This is a genomic window from Streptomyces sp. NBC_01176, assembly GCF_045039825.1.
Lineage (GTDB): Bacteria > Actinomycetota > Actinomycetes > Streptomycetales > Streptomycetaceae > Streptomyces.
In genome coordinates, this window is record NZ_CP108600.1 from 6,352,722 (window position 1) to 6,372,146 (window position 19,425).

Sequence of the window (19,425 nt, forward strand, 5' to 3'; positions counted from 1 at the left end):
CAAGCGGGTCGGCGCCGCACATGCTGACAATGGCGAAGACCCTCGCGCAGTGTTCGTGCAGGCGCGTCTACGATGTAAGCCTTCACGTCACAGCACCCACCTCGCCTACCTAACAAGCCATCAAAGCTCCACTTGGGAAGGCCAGACGAATCCTGATGGGGAACTCAATGTCGTTCATCGGCCGTGACATGGCTGTCGACCTCGGGACCGCCAACACGCTGGTGTACGTCAGGGGTCGCGGGATCGTACTCAACGAGCCGTCCGTCGTCGCGATCAACACCAACACCGGTGGCATTCTCGCGGTCGGCGCGGAGGCCAAGAAGATGATCGGGCGGACCCCCGGCAACATCGTTGCCGTACGTCCGCTGAAGGACGGTGTCATCGCCGACTTCGAGATCACCGAGCGCATGCTCCGCTACTTCATTCTGAAGATCCACAAGCGGCGCTACCTCGCCCGTCCACGTGTCGTCGTCTGTGTGCCCTCCGGCATCACGGGCGTCGAGCGCCGTGCCGTCATCGAGGCGTCGTCCCAGGCCGGCGCCCGCCAGGTGCACATCATCGAGGAGCCCATGGCCGCGGCCATCGGTTCCGGCCTGCCGGTCCACGAGGCCACGGGCAACATGGTGGTGGACATCGGCGGCGGCACCACGGAGGTCGCGGTGATCTCGCTCGGCGGCATCGTCACCGCCCAGTCCATCCGCGTCGCGGGCGACGAGCTGGACAACGCGATCATCCAGCACATCAAGAAGGAGTACAGCCTCCTCCTCGGTGAGCGGACCGCGGAACAGATCAAGATCACGATCGGTTCGGCGTACGACCTCGACACTGACGAGCACACCGAAATCCGCGGCCGGGATCTCGTGTCCGGGCTGCCCAAGACCGTCGTCATCTCCGCGGCCGAAGTCCGCAAGGCGATCGAAGAGCCGGTCAACGCGATCGTCGACGCCGTGAAGACGACACTCGACAAGTGCCCGCCGGAACTGTCGGGCGACGTGATGGACCGCGGAATCGTTCTGACCGGCGGCGGAGCCCTGCTGCGGGGTCTGGACGAGCGGCTGCGCCGTGAGACCGGCATGCCGATCCACATCGCCGAGGACCCGCTGGACAGCGTCGCGCTCGGCTCCGGCAAGTGCGTCGAGGAGTTCGAGGCGCTCCAGCAGGTGCTGGACGCCCAGCCGCGCAGATGAGGTAACTCTTCGGTTCCGCCGTACGAGATGATCTCCTCTCGTACGGCGGATCGTTGATATAGAGGCATAAGCTCACCCAAAGAGCCTCTTGGGGCAGCCTCTTCGGGCAGCCCTTCGGTCAGCCTTGCGGGCTGCCCTCTTTGGGTACGACGAATTCCGACGAGGAAGGCACGGCCGCCGCACGTGAGGGACACACGAGAGAGCCGGCTGCTCCTGGTGCTGCTGATCGCCATCGCGTTCGCTCTGATCACGGTGGACATCCGGGGCGGAGAGGACTCACCGGTCCAGGGTGCCCGTCAGGCCGCCGCCACGGTCTTCGGCCCGATCGAGAACGGGGTGTCCTCCGCGGTCGACCCCGTCGGCAACGCGATCACCGCGGTCCGTGACTCGGACGACCGGCACGACCGCGTCGCCCGGCTCGAGCACGACAACGCGGCGCTGAAGGCGAAGCTCGGCAGCGACGACCGCAACCGCAGCCGGCTGGGCCAGCTCAACAAGATGCTGCGCATGGCCGGCGACGGACAGTACGGCATCAAGGGCGCCGAGGTCATCGCCATAGGAGCGGCCCAGGGCTTCTCCTGGACCGTGACGATCGACGTCGGCGCGAACGACGGCATCACGCGCGACATGACCGTCCTGAACGGGGACGGACTGGTCGGGCGCATCACCACCGTCGGCCCCGACACCTCCACCGTGCTGCTCGCCAACGACCCCGACTTCACGGTCGGCACACGCATGGAGTCGAGCGACGAACTCGGCTTCGCCTCCGGTCAGGGCGACCGTCCGCTGCGGGTCGAGCTGCTCAACGGCAAGGCCAAGATCAAGAAGGGCGACCGTCTGGTCACGTTCGGCTCGCAGGCCGACAAGCCCTTCGTGCCCGGCGTCCCGGTCGGCGTGGTCTCCCGCGTCGACCCCTCCGGCGGCGGGCTGACCCGCACGGTCTACGTGACGCCGTACGCCTCGTTCACGAAGCTCGACATCGTCGGCGTCGTCGTCCAGGCACCCCGCAAGGACCCCCGCGACGAGGTCCTGCCCCCCAAGCCCAGACCGACGCCCACGCCGACCGTGACCGTCACGGTCACCCCCTCGGCGAGCGCCCCCCTCGACGGCCAGCAGCAAGAGCAGTAGGAGCCGAATCCCATGCGTCTCAACCGGATGCTGCTCTCCACCACCCTGGTGGTCGTCGCCCTGGTGATCCAGGTGAGCGTCCTCGCCCGTCTCCATCTCCCCGGTGCCGTCCCGGACCTGGTCCTCCTGACCGTGCTGGCCCTCGCGATGGTCTACGGCCACGTCGGGGGCGCCCTCATCGGCTTCGGCGCCGGCCTGCTCGCCGACCTCGCCCCGCCCGCCGACCACGCCGCCGGGCGCTACGCCCTCGTGCTGTGCGTCATCGGCTATCTCGCCGGCCTGGTGAAGCCGGAGAACGGCCAGCTCAAGTCCGCGACCGGACCGATGGCCGTGGTCGTCGCCGCCGCGGTCGGTTCCACGCTGCTCTACGCCGGTGTCGGCGCCCTCGTCGGCGACACCGCCGCCCGCCATGTCGGCCTCGGCAGCCTGCTGTTCACGGCCGCGCTGTACGACCTGCTGCTCGCCCCCTTCGTGGTCCCGGGGCTGATGGCGCTGGCCCGGCGCGCCGAGAACAATCCGCTCGCCGAGTCCGGCGCGTCCACCAAGGCCGCCGACGTCTCCTCGGGATGGCTCGCCTCCGGCACCGGCCTGCGCATCGGCAGCCAGCGCGGTATGCGGGTCAAGGCGGCCAGGGCGCGCGTCGCCCGCGCGGGGCGCATCAAGGGGGTCAAGCGACTGTGACCACAGGTGAGTTCACTCCGGGCGCCGTGGCTCGCGTACACAGGTTGGCCGGGTATTCGTATGTCTCGTACACACACTGAGAGGGGGAGGCAGCAGCAGTGACCAACATCCCCGAGACCGGCAGGACCCCACGGGTCCAGATCCGACTCGTCGTCATCCAGATTCTCGTGCTCTCCCTCCTCGGCACCCTCGGCGGCCGCCTCTGGTACCTCCAGATCCGCAACGGCGACGAGTACGCCAAGGAAGCCTCCGGCAACCACGTCCAGCAGGTCGTCCAGCCCGCCGTGCGCGGCTCGATCCTCGACGCGCGCGGTGTGCCGATCGCCGACAACGAGACCCGGCTCGTGGTCTCCGCCTCGCGCACCGACCTCCTGAAGATGAAGGACGACGGCAAGGCGGTCCTGACCAAGCTCGCCGGCGTGCTCGGCGAGAAGCCCGAGGACGTCATCCAGAAGGTCCGGCTGTGCGACGCGAAGACCCCGCAGCCCTGCTGGAACGGCTCGCCCTACCAGCCGATCCCCATCACGGACGAGGCCACCGCCAAGCAGGCCCTGCAGATCCGTGAGCGCTCCGAGGACTTCCCCGGCATCACCGCCGAGCCCGAGGCCGTACGGCGCTACGCCGCTCCCGGCAAGTCCAACGCCGCACAGGTCCTCGGCTACCTCTCGCCGGTCACGGACGCCGAGATCACCAAGGCCAAGGACAGCGAGTCGCCCTATCTGCGCTCCGACCAGGTCGGCCGCTCCGGCCTGGAGCGCCAGTACGACAAGGAACTGCGCGGCAAGGCCGGCGTCACCCGCTACGAGGTCGACAACCTGGGCCGCGTCATCGGCAAGGCCAAGAGCGACAAGGCCGAGTCCGGCGCGAACCTCGTCACCAGCATCGACGCCCGCGTCCAGCGCGTCGCCGAGTACGAGCTGAACGATGCGATGAAGATCGCCCGTACCCAGTACGACAAGATCACCAGCGAGAACTACAAGGCCGACTCCGGCGCGGTCGTCGTGATGGAGGCCAAGACCGGCCGGATCGTCGCCATGGCGTCCAACCCGACGTACGACCCGAACGCCTGGGTCGGCGGCATCTCCGCCAAGGACTACCAGCAGCTCACCGGCAAGGACTCCGACTACCCGCTGCTCAACAGGGCCATACAGGGACAGTCCGCGCCCGGTTCGACGTTCAAGGTCGTCTCCACGGCCGCCGCGGTCGAGGCCGGCTACGACTTCGACGGCAACTACCCCTGCACGAGCTCCTACTCCGTGGGCAGCCAGGTCTTCAAGAACTTCGAGGGCGAGAACTTCGGCCCCATCTCGCTCGGCCGGGCCCTCGAGGTCTCCTGCGACACCGTCTTCTACGGCCTCGCCGACAACGAGTGGAAGAAGGACGGCGGCATCAACCCGAAGAAGACCCCCAAGGACTACTTCTACAAGGCCGCCCACCAGTTCGGCCTCGGCAAGGAGACCGGCGTCGACCTGCCCAACGAGGTCACCGGCCGCGTCCCCGACCGCCAGTGGAAGCAGAACTACTGGAAGGCCAACAAGGCCGTCTGGTGCAAGACCGGCAAGAAGAACGGCGACTACGTCCAGAGGATCGCGTACGAGAACTGCCTCGAAGGCAACAAGATGCGCGAGGGCGACTCGATCAACTACTCCATCGGCCAGGGCGACACCCTCGTCACCCCGATCCAGGAGGCCATGATCTACGGGGCGATCGCCAACGGTGGCACCGTGCACACGCCCACCATCGGCAAGGCGATCGTCAGCGCCGACGGCAGGAGCGTCAAGGAGATCAAGCCCAAGGTCCGCGGGAAACTGCCGATCAGCAAGGCCACGCTCAAGGGCATGAACGCGGCCCTGGAGGGCGTCGTCACCCGCGGTACGGCCGCCTGGAAGTTCGGGGGCTGGCCGCAGGACAAGATCCCGCTGCACGCCAAGACCGGTACCGCCGAGGTCTACGGCAAGCAGACCACGTCCTGGCTCGCCACGTACTCCAAGGACTACACGATCGTCATGACGATCGCCCAGGCCGGTACGGGTTCCGGTGCCTCCGGTGAGGCCGTGCGCAACATCTACAACGCCCTGTACGGCGTCTCGCCCGACGGTGCCATCGACAAGAAGAAGGCCCTGCTCCCCACCCCGCAGAAGAGCCTGCCCAAGATCCAGCCCGACGGTTCGATCGACTCCCCGGAGATCTCCAAGGACCCGGCCAAGGACCAGCAGGCCAGCAAGAAGGACACCTCCGACACCACCGACCAGAACCAGGACGGGGCCACCACGCCGTCGCCGAACACGAGCAACCGCGACACCCGCAGGCGCGCGCAGCGCCCGCGGAAGCGGCGGAGGACGAGGATCCTGACATGACCGGAGCGAACAACTTCTCCGTTTCCGGGTACGGTCCCGAGCGCGGTGGCATGTCGAGGCTCCTCGCCCGGGACTCGCTGGCCCGCCGACTCGACTGGCCGATACTGCTCTCGGCCGTCGCGCTGTCGCTGATCGGCTCGGCCCTCGTCTACTCGGCGACCCGCAACCGCACCGAGATCAACCAGGGCGACCCGTACTACTTCCTCATCCGCCACCTCATGAACACCGGCATCGGCATCGCCCTGATGATCGGCACGGTCTGGCTCGGCCACCGCACCCTGCGCACCGCGGTCCCGATCCTCTACGGCATCTCGGTCTTCATGATCCTGCTGGTGCTCACCCCCCTCGGCGCGACGATCAACGGCCAGCGCAACTGGCTCGTCGCGGGCGGTCTGTCGCTCCAGCCCGCCGAGTTCATCAAGATCACGATCATCCTGGGCATGGCGATGCTGCTGGCCACCCGGGTGGACGCGGGCGACAAGCAGTACCCCGACCACCGCACCGTGCTCCAGGCACTGGGCCTCGCGGCCGTCCCGATGATGATCGTGCTGCTCATGCCCGACCTCGGCACGATCATGGTCGCGGTCATCATCGTGCTCGGCGTGCTGCTCGCCTCCGGCGCCTCCAACCGCTGGGTGTTCGGCCTGCTCGGGGCCGGCGCGCTGGGCGCGGTGGCGATCTGGCAGCTCAAGATCCTCGACGAGTACCAGATCAACCGCTTCGCCGCCTTCGCCAATCCCGACCTCGACCCGGCCGGCGTCGGCTACAACACCAACCAGGCGCGGATCGCCATCGGCTCCGGCGGCCTCTTCGGCACCGGTCTGGGGCACGGCTCCCAGACGACGGGCCAGTTCGTCCCCGAACAGCAGACCGACTTCGTCTTCACGGTCGCGGGCGAGGAACTGGGCTTCGTGGGCGCCGGCCTCATCCTGTTCCTGCTGGGCGTCGTCCTGTGGCGGGCCTGCCGCATCGCCCGCGAGACCACCGAGCTGTACGGCACGATCGTCGCCGCCGGCATCATCGCCTGGTTCGCCTTCCAGGCGTTCGAGAACATCGGCATGACGCTCGGCATCATGCCGGTCGCCGGCCTCCCCCTCCCCTTCGTCTCCTACGGCGGCTCATCGATGTTCGCGGTGTGGGTGGCGGTGGGTCTGCTGCAGTCGATCAGAGTCCAACGGCCCATGTCGGCGTAGGCCTCTGGCGGTTGGGCGGGGACGCTTCCCGCGGGGCGCCCGGCGGGAAGCATCCGCAGGGCGCGTCGCGTCGGTCTCCGGGGCGGCCCGACGATGAGGCCGGTCCCGCTCGTGCCGGGGTGCCGTGCGTCGAACGGTGGTTGCCGTCCCCCGGATGCCGGTCGGGCCGGTTCGTTCGGGTCGGGCCGGTTCGTGCCCAGGGCGGGCCGGGGTTTTCGGACGAGATCGTTCAGGGCGCGCGGGGAACCGGGGACGGCGGCCCCCGGGGGAGCGGAACGAGGAGGCGCGGCGGGGGCGAAATCCGGACTCCGGCGACAGTCCCGGCAGGTCCGGGCACTGCCGTCCCGGCCCCGCTGCCACTAGATTCAGGTCATGGCGGACACCAAGCGAGAAATCGAGCGGAAGTACGAGGGTCCCCCCACCGGAGGTGACCCGGCCCTGCCGGACCTGACCCGCGTCCCCGGGGTCTCGGGCGTCATCGACAAAGGCGTGGCGGACCTCGACGCCACCTACTACGACACGGCCGACCAACGACTCGCCGCCGCCTCCCTCACCCTGCGCCGCCGCACCGGCGGCGACGACGCCGGCTGGCATCTCAAGCTCCCCGTCTCCGAAGGCGTCCGCGACGAGATCCGCGCCCCGCTCTCCGACACCGTCCCCGCTTCCCTGTCCGCCCTCGTACGCTCCCGGGTGCGCGAGGCCGAACTCGTCCCCGTCGTACGCCTGCTGTCGGCCCGGGACGTCCGTCACCTCGTCGACGCCTCCGGAGCCCTGCTCGCCGAGGTCAGTGTCGACCGCGTCCGAGCGGAACGCCTCAGCGGCGGTACCGGCGCCGCCGAGTGGACGGAGATCGAGGTGGAACTCGCCGACGACGGCGATCCGGCCTTCCTCGACAAGGTGGAGAAGAAGCTCCGCAAGGCGGGCCTCGCACGCTCCTCCTCCAAGTCCAAACTGGCCAGGGCCCTCAGCGACACGGACACCACGCACAGCACGGACACCACGAAGACCACGAAGACGACGAAGACCACGAAGAAGCGGGACGAGCCCACGGACCGGGCCCCGCGGACGGCCGGCGACCACGTCCTCGCCTACCTCCGCACCCAGCTCGACGCGATCATCGAACTGGACCCCGCCGTCCGCCGCGACCTGCACGACTCCGTCCACAGCATGCGCGTCGCCACCCGCCGGATGCGCAGCGCCTTCCGCTCGTACGGCAAGATCCTCGACCGCGCGGTCACCGACCCGATCGGCGAGGAACTGAAGTGGCTCGCCGGAGAGCTGGGCGTCGGCCGTGACCAGGAAGTCCTCACCGAGCGCCTGACGACGGCACTCGACGGGCTCCCGGGTGCCCTGCTCACCGGCCCCGTCCGCGACCGTCTGCGCACCTGGTCGCAGGCCCGTGGCGACGGCTCCCGCCGCCACCTGATCGCCGTGCTGGACGGCGGCCGCTACCTGGACCTGCTGGCGGCGCTGGACGGTGTGGTGACCGACCCGCCCCTGCTGAAGGCCGCGGCGGGCGACCCCTCGAAGGTGATCACCAAGGCCGTACGGAAGGACTTCGCGAAGGTCTCCGCACTGGTCGACCAGGCCCTCGGCCCGGCCCCCGGCGCCGACCGCGACCTCGCCATGCACGAGGCCCGCAAGAAGGCCAAGCGCACCCGGTACGCGGCCGAGGCCGCCGTCCCCGCCCTCGGCGGACCCGCGGCCGGCCTGGTCAAGTCGATGAAGTCGCTGCAGAGCCTGCTCGGCGACCACCAGGACAGCGTGATGGCCCGCGAGGCCCTGCGCGACCTGGCAGCCCAGGCCCACGCGGCGGGCGAGAGCGCGTTCACGTACGGGGTGCTGTACGGACGTGAGGAGCGTCGCGCGGCGGCGGTCGAGGCCGCGTTCCCGGGGGAGTGGGAGGCGGTCGGGGGCGGCAGCGGGATCTGAGCGTACGGGGGGTGCTCCCGGCCGCGTTACGCTGGATGGTCACCCCTGTCAGTACATCCCCGCTCACGAAGGTTCGCGAGATGCCTGCCGAAGCCGCTGTGTCGGTGTTTCCACAGCTCGAAGCTCTGCTCCCGCATGTGCAGAAGCCGATCCAGTACGTCGGCGGAGAGCTCAACTCCACGGTCAAGCCCTGGGAGACCTGCGACGTCCGCTGGGCGCTGATGTACCCCGACGCCTACGAGGTCGGACTGCCCAACCAGGGCGTCATGATCCTCTACGAGGTGCTCAACGAGCGCGAGGGCGTCCTCGCCGAGCGCACCTACAGCGTCTGGCCGGACCTGGAGGAGCTGATGCGCGAGCACCGGGTCCCCCAGTTCACGGTGGACAGCCACCGCCCCGTGAAGGCCTTCGACGTCTTCGGACTGTCCTTCTCCACGGAGCTGGGCTACACGAACATGCTGACGGCCCTGGACCTGGCCGGGATCCCCCTGGAGTCCAAGGACCGCACGCTGGACGACCCGATCGTGCTGGCCGGCGGTCACGCGGCCTTCAACCCCGAGCCCATCGCCGACTTCATCGACGCGGCGATCATCGGCGACGGCGAGCAGGCCGTGCTCGACATGACCGAGATCATCCGGGCCTGGAAGGCGGAGGGCCGTCCGGGCGGCCGCGAGGAGGTCCTCTTCCGCCTGGCGAAGACGGGCAACGTCTACATCCCGGCGTTCTACGACGTCGAGTACCTCGCCGACGGCCGGATCGCCCGTGTGGTGCCCAACAAGTCGGGCGTTCCGTGGCGCGTGTCGAAGCACACGGTCATGGACCTCGACGAGTGGCCCTACCCGAAGCAGCCCCTCGTCCCGCTAGCGGAGACGGTCCACGAGCGCATGTCCGTGGAGATCTTCCGCGGCTGCACGCGCGGCTGCCGCTTCTGCCAGGCCGGCATGATCACCCGTCCGGTCCGTGAGCGTTCCATCACGGGCATCGGCGACATGGTCGAGAAGGGCCTGAAGGCGACGGGCTTCGAGGAGGTGGGCCTGCTGTCCCTGTCCTCCGCGGACCACAGCGAGATCGGTGACCTCGCGAAGGGCCTGGCGGACCGGTACGAGGAGGACAAGATCGGCCTCTCCCTCCCCTCCACCCGCGTCGACGCCTTCAACGTGGACCTGGCGAACGAGCTCACGCGCAACGGCCGCCGCTCGGGCCTGACCTTCGCGCCCGAGGGCGGCTCGGAGCGCATGCGCAAGGTCATCAACAAGATGGTCTCGGAGGAGGACCTGATCCGGACCGTCTCCACCGCCTACGGCAACGGCTGGCGCCAGGTGAAGCTGTACTTCATGTGCGGCCTGCCGACGGAGACGGACGAGGACGTCCTGCAGATCGCCGACATGGCGATGAACGTGATCGCCGAGGGCCGCAAGGTCTCCGGCCAGAACGACATCCGCTGCACGGTCTCGATCGGCGGCTTCGTGCCCAAGCCCCACACCCCCTTCCAGTGGGCCCCGCAGCTCTCCGCCGAGCAGACGGACGACCGCCTCGGGAAGCTCCGCGACAAGATCCGCGGCGACAAGAAGTACGGTCGCTCGATCGGCTTCCGCTACCACGACGGCAAGCCCGGCATCGTCGAGGGCCTGCTCTCCCGCGGCGACCGCCGCATCGGCTCGGTCATCCGCGCGGTCTACGAGGACGGCGGCCGCTTCGACGGCTGGCGCGAGCACTTCTCGTACGACCGCTGGATGGCGTGCGCCGAGAAGACCCTCCCCGCGTTCGGCGTGGACGTCGACTGGTACACGACCCGCGAGCGCACCTACGAGGAGGTCCTCCCCTGGGACCACCTCGACTCCGGCCTGGACAAGGACTGGCTCTGGGAGGACTGGCAGGACTCCCTCGACGAGACCGAGGTCGAGGACTGCCGCTGGACGCCGTGCTTCGACTGTGGCGTCTGCCCGCAGATGGACACCCACATCCAGATCGGCCCGACGGGCAAGAAGCTGCTGCCACTGACGGTCAAGAACGCGGCACCGGCACCTGCTTCGAGCGGTCACACGCACTGAGGTGAGCGGGGCGCTCGATCGGGTGGTTGAGGTGCTGGTGGGGGCTAGCGAGGACGAGGTGACGGCCGCACTGTCCGCGGCCGGCGCCTCCCCCGCGCACCCGTCGACACCGCCAGTGCCCCTTCGGACACCCCTGCCGGGCCCTGAGGCTTCGCTGCACGTCGTCTCCAGGGTGGAGTGGGTCTGAGGTCGGTATCGGCCTGTGCGTGACTGTGTGACCGCGAGCCTCCTCTCCAGAGGTAGTCGCGCTTTGACGCGACTGTGTATGGCTTTGCGTCCCCGGATGGACACCCACATGCAGATCGGCCCGACGGGCAAGAAGCTGCTGCCGCCGACGGTCAGGAACGCGGCGCCGACGCCCGCTTCGAGTGGTCACACGCACTGAGGTGAGCGGGGCGCTCGACCCTCTGGCGGGGGGGTGAGCGAGGACGAGGTTGCCGCGGTGATGGCTGCGGTGGGCACTTCGGGCCCTCGACCCTCTGCGACGACCGCGTCTTCCCGGACGCCATAGCCGGCCCGCGCCGTTGTGCAGTTGGTCGAGCACTGCCGTGAGAATGCGCCTGTCGGCCACTGCAACCGGGCGACGGACAGCAGCAGGTCTCTTCGGGTTGTCCTCCCGACCGAACGAGGGAGGAGCCTGCGTGGCTCCATGTGCCGGAAATCGGTAAGACACATTCTTCACACTGTCGCGTATTTGTGTTGCGCGCCCATGCAGGTCGTAAGCCTGGAGCCCGTCGATCCGAAAGCAGGGATGCCGCCTTGTCCGCACTCCGAGCCCTTGCCGGTGCCGCCGCGATTGCCACGGCCGCTACCGTCGTCACCGCTGTCCCCGCGGCTGCCCACACCTCTGAGCATGTGCGGTGCAGGACGAGTGCTCTTATCGCCGCCATCACCAAGGCCAACGCCCAAGGTTTTGGTGAATTCAGTCTCGCCAGGGGCTGCGTCTACGACTTCACAGCACCCTTCTCGGGTGATGACGCGACACCTCCCATCACGGTGCCTGTCCACATCGACGGAAACGGCGCCACTCTCCGACGCAGTACTACCGCGAACCTCTTCCGTCTTCTCGAGGTCGCAACCGGCGGAAAAGCGACGCTCAGCGATCTCACAATCGAGAACGGAAAAGTGACCGGCGACGGTGGGGGCCTCCTCGTCCAGAGTGGGGGGACAATCCACGCGACATCTGTCCTCGTCAAAGGGAACACCGCCGGTAACAACGGCGGTGGCATCGAGAACCTGGGAACCCTGAGGTTCGTTCGATCCAGGGTTGCCGACAACAGTGCCGCAGGCTCCGGTGGGGGGATTTCCAGCGAAAGCTCCGCCTCCGTCATTTCCACCTCGGTCGAGGGCAACACGGCCGGCAGATTTTTTGGTGGAGGCGTGTTCAACGACAGCGTCATCACCATCACCCGCAGTTCCATCACCGGCAACAGGGTTACGGCGGGCGACGGCGGCGGCCTCTGGAACAACCACCGGATGACCGTCGACGACAGCACGATCGTCGACAACACCGCCAGCGACCACGGAGGCGGCGTCACCAACGCACAGCTCGGAAGAGCCACCTTCAACCGGAGCACCATCGCGAAGAACACCGCCGGTCTACTGGCAGGCGGCATCTACAACGTCGACTCCGGCTCCTACCTCGTCCTCAACCGCAGCTCCGTCACCAAGAACAAGGCGGCCGATGCCCCAGGAGGCGTGTTCAACGACGTCGGAGACACCGTGGTGAACAAGCACTCTCCCATCACGGGAAACCGTCCCACCAACTGCGTCGGCAGCCCGTCTCCCGTGGCCGGTTGCACCGGCTGACCCGCCGACAGGGTTTCGTCGAGGCGACCACGGATCGCTGTGCGGTGTGACGAGTGATCTGCCCGCGGACGGACCCCCACGTCCTGTCGGCCCGGCGGGCAGGCATGTGCGGAACGCAGTGGGTCAGGCCGGGGTGTCAGCGTCCTGCGTGGACGCCGCGTACGCCTCGGGGCCCTGCTCCGCCGCCGTCGAGTCCATCCACATGACCTGCCAGCCGTGGCCGTCGAGGTCGAAGAAGCTGCGTGAGTACATGAAGCCGTAGTCCTCGGCGTCATCCGCCTTGGAGCCGCCCGCCGCGAGCGCAGCGGCGCTGACCGTATCGACCTCGTCGCGGGACGACACGCTGAAGCAGTACAACGCCAGGGTGTGGGTGGTGGGATCGGCCATCGGCAGTTTCGCGAACTCCGCGAACTTCTCGCGGCTGAGCAGCATGACGAAGGCGTGCTCGCCGACCAGCATGCAGGCGGCGCTCTCGTCGGTGAACTTCGCATCGAAGCCGAACCCGAGCTTGCCGAAGAACGCCTTGCTGCGCTCGAGGTCCGCGACAGGGATGTTCAGGAACAGCGTGCGGCCGGGATGTGCGGGATTGGTCATGGCGGGTCTCCAGTCGGTGGCTCGATGGCGTGCGTCCCGGTAGACCGGCGCAGCCGGCGGAACTCATCGGCGGATCGCGGGTTGGTCGCAGTCGCAGCGTTGATCAAGTACGCAGCCTGCACCCAGATGGACACCCACATCGAGATCGGCCCGACGGGCGGGAAGCAGCTGCCGCCTACGGTGAAGCAGCCGGCGGGGAGCGGGTGGCAGGTCAGCGAATACCGGACGGGATGTCAGGCACCGCAACGGGACGGAGCACCGTCAGGGACTCTTCCTGGCGAGCCACCATGGCAAAGGAGAACCTGTCGATTTCCAGGCAGAGATCGACGTCGTCCGGGTGGTAACCACTCCGCAGCCCACCGGCGAGGTCCGCCGCGGCACGAGAGGTCCTCGCGCGGTGGAGATACGGGGCCGGTTCGACATCGCCCCCGTCCATGCATCGGCCAATGTATTCGGCGCACGCCCGGTCCTCGTCGGCCCGGCCCCCTTCGCCGGTGACCACGAACGTCACCGGACCGGAATCCCTGGCCCGCAGGAACCGCGCGGTCGGGCCGGCCACCACGAAGCTCGCGCACAGGACCAGCGGCGCGTTCGCGACGGCCAGCGCGCCCACGGTCCCTGCCGTCGTCTTCTGCACCAGCGTGCGGCCGGCGAAATCGCGTGACCTGAGCAGGCCGGGCGAGTTCACCGCGTCGAAGCCCGCTGCCGGCGCTCCGTCCTTCAGAGCCAGCCAACCCGTGTGGCTTTCCTTCAGGGCAAGTGCCTCGCCCTCCGATGAGGCGAGGACGATCCTCTCGACGCCGCGTGAGAAGGCCCAGGCAGCCACGGTGAAGGCGCGCATGACGTCGATGACGACGGCGACACGGGGAACGCCGCTCAACTCTGGGATGCCCACGAGGCGATGGTCCATCGCGCCATTCTGACGTCCCTGGATCATCCGAAGAACCCGGGGGATCCGGCTGCCTCGGGATGAGGTAGGCGAAGCGGTTCCGGTGCCGCCGGATCTCGTCGGGTCGGGGCTGTCGATGAGCTCCGCCTCTCGGGGCGTACGCCGTGGGGCGCACCGGGCCGTCGGCTCAGGGCGAGGTGCCTGGACGGCCCAGCGCCTCGGCCTTGTCGAGGCGTCTAGCGGTGGCTCAGGCGCCGCCGGCCGTGCCGATGTGCGACTTGGTGGCGTCGGTGATGAAGTCGCGGGTGCTGTCGGGGCTGAGGGCCCGGGCCCGGAGATGGTCGTGCATCACGCTGTAGTGCTGCACGTCGGATTGTTTCTCCAGGTAGTGATCGCCGGCGGAACCATCCATGTACACCACCCCCGCATCGGAGCTGGCGGCGAACGTCAGGATGGAGAACTGCCCGGAAAGGCCCGGGTGGGCCCCTGCGTCGTAGGGGAGGACCTGCACGGTGATGTGCGGCTCCGCGCACAGTGCGTTCAGGTGTTCCAGTTGCTCGCGCATGATGTCGGGGCTGCCGACGACGCGGCGCAGTGCTGATTCGTCCAGGACGACCCACAGGCGCAACGGGCGGGCCAGGTCGTAGATCCGGTGCTGGCGGCGCAGCCGTACCTTGAGGCGTGCGGCGGCCTGTTCGGCAGTGATCCGGGGGATCGTCTCCACGATGACCGCCTGGGCGTAGGCGGGGGTCTGCAGCAGGCCGGGGATCACCATGGGTTCGTAGGCGTGGAGGGAGGCGGCGTCCGTCTCCAGGCCGATGTAGACGCTCTGGGGGACGTCGCCGTAGGAGTGCCACCAGCCGTGCTCTCCGGATTCCTTGGCCATCTGCATCAGCGAGTCGATGACCTGGGGGTCCGATACCCCGTAGAGCGCGCAGAGGTCTCGTACGTCGCGGGGGCTGATGGCGCGGTTGCCGTTCTCCAGGTGGCTGATCTTGGGCTGGGAGACCATGAGCCGCTTGGCCACCTCCGCGCTTTTCAGGCCGCTGGCCTCGCGAAGTCGGCGCAGTTCGGCTCCCAGGCGGCGTTTCCTGACAATGGGATTGATGTGTGCCGCCACGGGCGGTGTACCTCCGGCTCCAAGTCACTGTTCTGGCCCGCAGGTTGCCATGGAGTGAGGCTTGTTGATCATGTGCCATGCCGTCGAATTCGAGGGACGTCCGAAACGGGACGTGACCTTGTCATGTGCCTCGCGGCACTGAGCGGCGCGTTCGCGGGGGACGCGCCTCGCGGATCGCCTCCGAGGCGGAGCGGTGGAGTGGGCTGGAGTGGGGCTGAGGCCGTTTCCGGTCTGTGCGGGATGCGGGATGGGGGATGGGGGATGGGGGATCGTGGGACGAGCCGAGCCCCCTTCCCGACGGGGGAGGGGGCTCGGGTCTGTCGATCAGCAGAACGCGGGCGGGACGCTCTGCTCGTACTGGAAGACGTTGCGGGGGTCGTACTTCGCCTTGATCTTGCGCAGCCGGTCGAAGTTGCCGTCCCAGTAGGCGGTTTCCCAGTCCTGCATGCCGATGTTCGGGACGTTGACGTAGGCGCCGTGTACGTAGGGCCGCAGCGCCTGGCTGAACTCGGCGATCCAGGCCTGGGCCTGTGAGGTCAGCGCGTCGCCACTGCCCGGCTCGCCACGGGTGCCCCAGCCGGCGCCCGGCTCGGAGTAGAAGAGCGCGTCGCGATGCGGGAACGCCGTGCCGCCGCGGGGGCTCTTCCTGACCGCTCCGCCGAAGGCCTGGGTGAAGAAGTTGCTGTCGTCCGTCGGCGCGTCCCGCATGAACGAGGCGATCGCGCTGATCGCCTTCTTCGGGAACGGCTTGTTGGTGAACTGCGAGAAGAACTTCCAGTTCGCCGGCTCGTCCGCGGTCGGAATCTGGAATCCCGCGTACACGTCACCCCAGTTGCCGACCTGCACCGTGACTTCGGGGCGACCGACCGAAAGGATCGGGGCGAGCAGTCTCTTCGCCTCGGCGGGCGTTCCCTCCGCGAGGACCGCGAACAGCAGGATCTGGTTTCGGTGAATTTCGAGCTGGGTGCCGAGACGGTTGTCGGCGACCGGCGCCGTGCGCTGCCACGTGTCGAAGACCCTGTGCAGGTCTCCGATCCCGTCCCACGTCGTCTGCACATAGGTGACGCTCTTGAGCGGGGCCACCTTGTAGGTGAGCGACGTGACGATTCCGAAGTTGCCGTTGCCCGCGCCGCGGAGTGCCCACAGCAGGTCCGAGTTGTTCTTCAGGTCCGCCTTGATGACCTTGGCGCAGTCGCCGCCCGACGCGACGACGATCTCGGCCCCGATCAGGCTGTCGCAGGCCATTCCGAGGTAGCGGGTGAGGAAGCCGAAGCCGCCGCCGAGCGTCGCACCGGACAGGCCCACGGTGCCTTCCGTGCCGGTCGTCACCGCGAGGTTCTTCTTCGCGAGCGTGGTCACCGCTTCCAGCTGGTTGAGCCCGGCTCCGACCGTCGCCGTACGGGCGGCCGTGTCGATGTGGGCCGACTTCAGCTCGCTGACGTCGATCACGATGCCGTTGTCCACGTTCGACCAGCCCTCGAGGCTGTGGCCGCCGCTCCGCACCCGCAGCGCGACATCGTGCTGCCGGGCCCAGGTGAGGGCGTTGACCACGTCCTGGGTCCGCTGGGCGTAGACGATGACCAGCGGATAGTGGACGAAGAGTTCGTCCCACCCGAGGCTCGCGTCCGCGTAGTCGGGATCGTTGGGACGGACGATGCGGCCGGTCAGCTTCGCCGGCCCGCACGTCGCGCTTTCGGCCTCGGGGGCGAGGGCGCTCGCTCCCGGAGCCTCCGCGGCCGCGATGCCCGGGAGAACGACCGCGCTCGCACCGGTGACCGCCGTGGCCTTCAGCAGCCCGCGACGAGAAAAGTCCTGCATGGTCCGTGTCCTCTCGACCGGACTACGCCATTATTCGGCCGAGGTGAATATTCCCCGCCAATTGGCGTGTTCGATCCCTTGTTTACAATTTCTGGGAGTCGCAGATTAACAAGGGAGACCGGGACGTTGTTGCCTGACACGCGAATTCGAGGGAAACGGCGACCTGTTGAATTGACTGGCCATTATGCTATTTGTCGTCGCGGCGGATGTACGCAGATCATCGTCCGTGGATTTCCGGCCAGTTCTGGCGGTCACGGCCCGAGGCGGTCGCCTGCGCGGTGGTGCCGCCGGGGACGGACACGCATTTCCACGGACCCGGCGCGGGCCCGTGGTGCGCCAAGAGTGCCGGCCTGAGTCGGTGCTGTGAGCGGACCGCGCCGCTCTCACGGTGTCGCAACCGGCGTTGCCGATCATGACCATGCCCGCCCGGAGATGGAGATTCGGGGCGGGCTCTGGTTCATGGCTGACCGTGTGGAACGCGGGGCGTGGGTCAGCCGCGGCGCAGCATCATGACGACGGCGACGATGACGATGATGAGGACGACAGTACCCAGACCTATGTACACGATCTTCTCTTTCCTTCGGGGAAGCGGCACCCATCGGTGTCGCAGAAAGTCGAGTTCCCCCGTCGGGACCTTTCAGGCCCGGGTGATTCCGCTGCCCCGCGGTGATCTGCGCCCGTACCGCTGACGGAGCACGTCGTGGACGCTGTGTGTGACGACTCGGTCCACTCTCAGTCCTTGCCGGACGCGAGCTCGGTGGTGACCGGGGTGTCCAGCTGCTCCGGCGAAGCGGCCGGACACTTCGGGCCGGGTACGCCGGGCCCGCCCTGTGCGGGGACCGATCCGGCTCCCGTCGCCCGCGAGGAGGCCGGCCGCCACAGGCCTGTCCGCAGCCCCACGCGCCGGCACAGCCGAGGCAGGAAGACGTAGAAGCGGTCGGGCAGGAACACGGCGTCCGCGACGATCATCGCGCCGGAGAAGAGAGGCAGTCCCATGAGCACCGCGATGCCGAGGTGCATGCCCAGCAGCATGGCGAGAACCGGGTACTTGAGCCTGCCGAACAGCACGAACGGGAAGGCCACCTGCAGGAGCACCGTCAGGTAGCCGGCGATCGCGATCAGGATCGTGTGCTGGTCCACGAAGTGGGAGAGCGCGGGCCAGGGCTGGAAGAGCCGGAGGTTCAGGACGAAGTGGAGAGCGGTTCCGGAGCCCCAGGAAGCGCCCTGGACCTTGAACAGGCCGGCTGATCCGTAGAGGAAACAGACCTGGGCCGCGATGACGAACATCCCGCAGTTGTGGACCACCGTGGTCAAGGTGGTCAGGGACGCGCGGAGTTGTCGGAGGAAGTGGTGCTTCACCCGCGGCGCCGGGGCGTCGGTACGAGCCGTACTCAGCCGGACCCTCCGTGCGTCCAGGGACCAGCGCCGGCCGCACGCGGTGAGGGCGAGATAGATGGCCATCAGCAGGACCAGGTTGTCGCCCCCGTCCGTCATGAAGATCGCCCGGGCATGGAACGAGACCACCACGAGGGCGAAGAGGACGGACAGGGCGCGTGTCCGCCAGCCCAGTACGAACAGCGCGGACGTGACGAGGGCGAGCGCGTAGCAGAGCTCGAAGTAGGCGCGGCTGTCGGACAGGGTCAGGATGCTGTTCCACCCTGTCTGGTCGAAGAGCTCTCGCGCCAACGCGGGCGTCCACGGGGAGTCGGGGCCCCAGATCTCGTCACGGTGCGGGAACTCGCGCAGCAGAAAGACCAGGTAGAGCAGTCCGTAGCCGATGCGCAGCACCGACGCGGCGTACAGGGACACCGGCCGGCCGGTCAGAAGTTCGCCCGCGGCTGCGGCCCGGTCGACGAGCCACTGGACGGGGCCGGAGTGCGCGGTGCGCCGGCCCCCCGACCCGTCGGGTGCGGGCGCCGTGGGGGTGATCCGGGGGATCTGCTCAGTTCCCATGGGGGGTCACCTTCCACCAGGGCAGGAGCCGGTTCTCGGTCGGCGCCGGCGGGCGGCTGCCGGCCGGGGACCCGGGCGCGGCGATGGGCCGTGTGACGACCCGGAGCTGAATGAAGTCGAAGGTGCCGCCGTTGTGGGCCGCCATGCGGTCCGCGGCGATGTTGCTCAGATACTTCTGCATCATCGACGCGCGCTCCGTGTGCGCCCTGTCGTCACCACCGTGCGAGTCGACGTAGGAAGTCCAGGAGCGGCGCAACAGGTTCTGCGCTGTGTGACTCGGGAAAGGGTCGTGTTCGACGGCGGAGTTGTCCACGGCCGTCAGGTCGAACCAGGAACTCACGTGAACCGATTTCCCGGTGCCGTTGCGTGCCGTTCTCGCGAGGATCTGCCGGTTGACCGATTCGGGGTCCGGGGCGAAAAGCCGCCAGTTCTGCTCGAAGAACGGATACACCCATGCGTTGATCAACGGGCTGTATCGCTTGGAGATGGTGTTGGCAGGTGCGACGTGCAGGAACACCATGACGACATGGACGAGAGTCGTCGCCACACACAGGACCACTGCGGCGGACAGCCCTGCTTTCAGTGCCCGAGCACTCTTGGACGTCCTGGCCGGCGTGGGCACGTCGTCAGGACATTCCTGTGCGGCCGGGCCGGAATCGGAGTGCGGGAGTTCCTTCACGTCCGCTGGTTCAATTCCGCTCGACACCGCCCAC

At 68.3% G+C, this 19,425-nt stretch carries 14 protein-coding genes; 8 read left to right on the plus strand and 6 right to left on the minus strand.

Translation table 11 applies throughout. From position 1 onward, the window contains the following. The first annotated feature begins 167 nt into the window (after positions 1–167). From OG199_RS27420 to OG199_RS27455, 8 genes are all read left to right on the plus strand, one after another. Positions 168–1,187, plus strand: a complete 1,020-nt coding sequence (locus OG199_RS27420) for a rod shape-determining protein (protein WP_081217257.1) — start codon at positions 168–170, stop codon at positions 1,185–1,187. A 183-nt stretch (positions 1,188–1,370) separates the two neighbouring features. Continuing rightward, entirely contained in the window at positions 1,371–2,315 is a 945-nt protein-coding gene (gene mreC / locus OG199_RS27425) for a rod shape-determining protein MreC (protein ID WP_356802662.1), read from the plus strand. Positions 2,316–2,327: 12 nt separating this feature from the next. Further along, positions 2,328–2,996: a rod shape-determining protein MreD gene (gene mreD / locus OG199_RS27430; RefSeq protein ID WP_356802660.1), complete on the plus strand. Its 669-nt coding sequence runs from the start codon at positions 2,328–2,330 to the stop codon at positions 2,994–2,996. 98 nt (positions 2,997–3,094) lie between these two features. Continuing rightward, on the plus strand, positions 3,095–5,353 hold the full coding sequence (mrdA, locus tag OG199_RS27435; protein ID WP_401808715.1) for a penicillin-binding protein 2: 2,259 nt from the start codon (positions 3,095–3,097) through the stop codon (positions 5,351–5,353). After that, complete coding sequence (gene rodA / locus OG199_RS27440) at positions 5,350–6,546, plus strand: rod shape-determining protein RodA (protein ID WP_356802656.1); 1,197 nt, start codon at positions 5,350–5,352, stop codon at positions 6,544–6,546. The genes mrdA and rodA overlap by 4 nt, the downstream gene beginning before the upstream one ends. 372 nt (positions 6,547–6,918) lie before the next feature. Further along, positions 6,919–8,478: a CHAD domain-containing protein gene (locus OG199_RS27445; RefSeq protein ID WP_405831733.1), complete on the plus strand. Its 1,560-nt coding sequence runs from the start codon at positions 6,919–6,921 to the stop codon at positions 8,476–8,478. Positions 8,479–8,558: 80 nt separating this feature from the next. Then, positions 8,559–10,529, plus strand: a complete 1,971-nt coding sequence (locus OG199_RS27450; RefSeq protein WP_356802652.1) for a TIGR03960 family B12-binding radical SAM protein — start codon at positions 8,559–8,561, stop codon at positions 10,527–10,529. 759 nt (positions 10,530–11,288) lie between these two features. Then, complete coding sequence (locus OG199_RS27455; RefSeq protein ID WP_405831734.1) at positions 11,289–12,338, plus strand: hypothetical protein; 1,050 nt, start codon at positions 11,289–11,291, stop codon at positions 12,336–12,338. Positions 12,339–12,461: 123 nt separating this feature from the next. On the opposite strand, the gene OG199_RS27460 is transcribed toward OG199_RS27455, so the two are convergent. The 6 genes from OG199_RS27460 to OG199_RS27485 form a co-directional block, all read right to left on the minus strand. Further along, positions 12,462–12,932: a VOC family protein gene (locus OG199_RS27460; RefSeq protein ID WP_405831736.1), complete on the minus strand. Its 471-nt coding sequence runs from the start codon at positions 12,930–12,932 to the stop codon at positions 12,462–12,464. A 211-nt stretch (positions 12,933–13,143) separates the two neighbouring features. Next, positions 13,144–13,842 (minus strand): 2-phosphosulfolactate phosphatase, encoded by a 699-nt coding sequence (locus tag OG199_RS27465; protein WP_356808691.1) that lies wholly within the window; start codon positions 13,840–13,842, stop codon positions 13,144–13,146. A 226-nt stretch (positions 13,843–14,068) separates the two neighbouring features. Next, the gene (locus tag OG199_RS27470; RefSeq protein WP_405831738.1) at positions 14,069–14,941 is read right to left on the minus strand and encodes a helix-turn-helix domain-containing protein; all 873 of its coding nucleotides are present in this window, start codon (positions 14,939–14,941) and stop codon (positions 14,069–14,071) included. A gap of 324 nt (positions 14,942–15,265) precedes the next feature. Continuing rightward, complete coding sequence (locus OG199_RS27475; protein ID WP_405831739.1) at positions 15,266–16,759, minus strand: FAD-binding oxidoreductase; 1,494 nt, start codon at positions 16,757–16,759, stop codon at positions 15,266–15,268. Between the two features lie 732 nt (positions 16,760–17,491). Beyond that, positions 17,492–18,712: an HTTM domain-containing protein gene (locus OG199_RS27480; protein ID WP_401808734.1), complete on the minus strand. Its 1,221-nt coding sequence runs from the start codon at positions 18,710–18,712 to the stop codon at positions 17,492–17,494. Then, complete coding sequence (locus OG199_RS27485; RefSeq protein WP_405831740.1) at positions 18,702–19,259, minus strand: DUF5819 family protein; 558 nt, start codon at positions 19,257–19,259, stop codon at positions 18,702–18,704. Before OG199_RS27485 ends, OG199_RS27480 begins: the two co-directional genes overlap by 11 nt. Positions 19,260–19,425 lie beyond the last annotated feature (166 nt).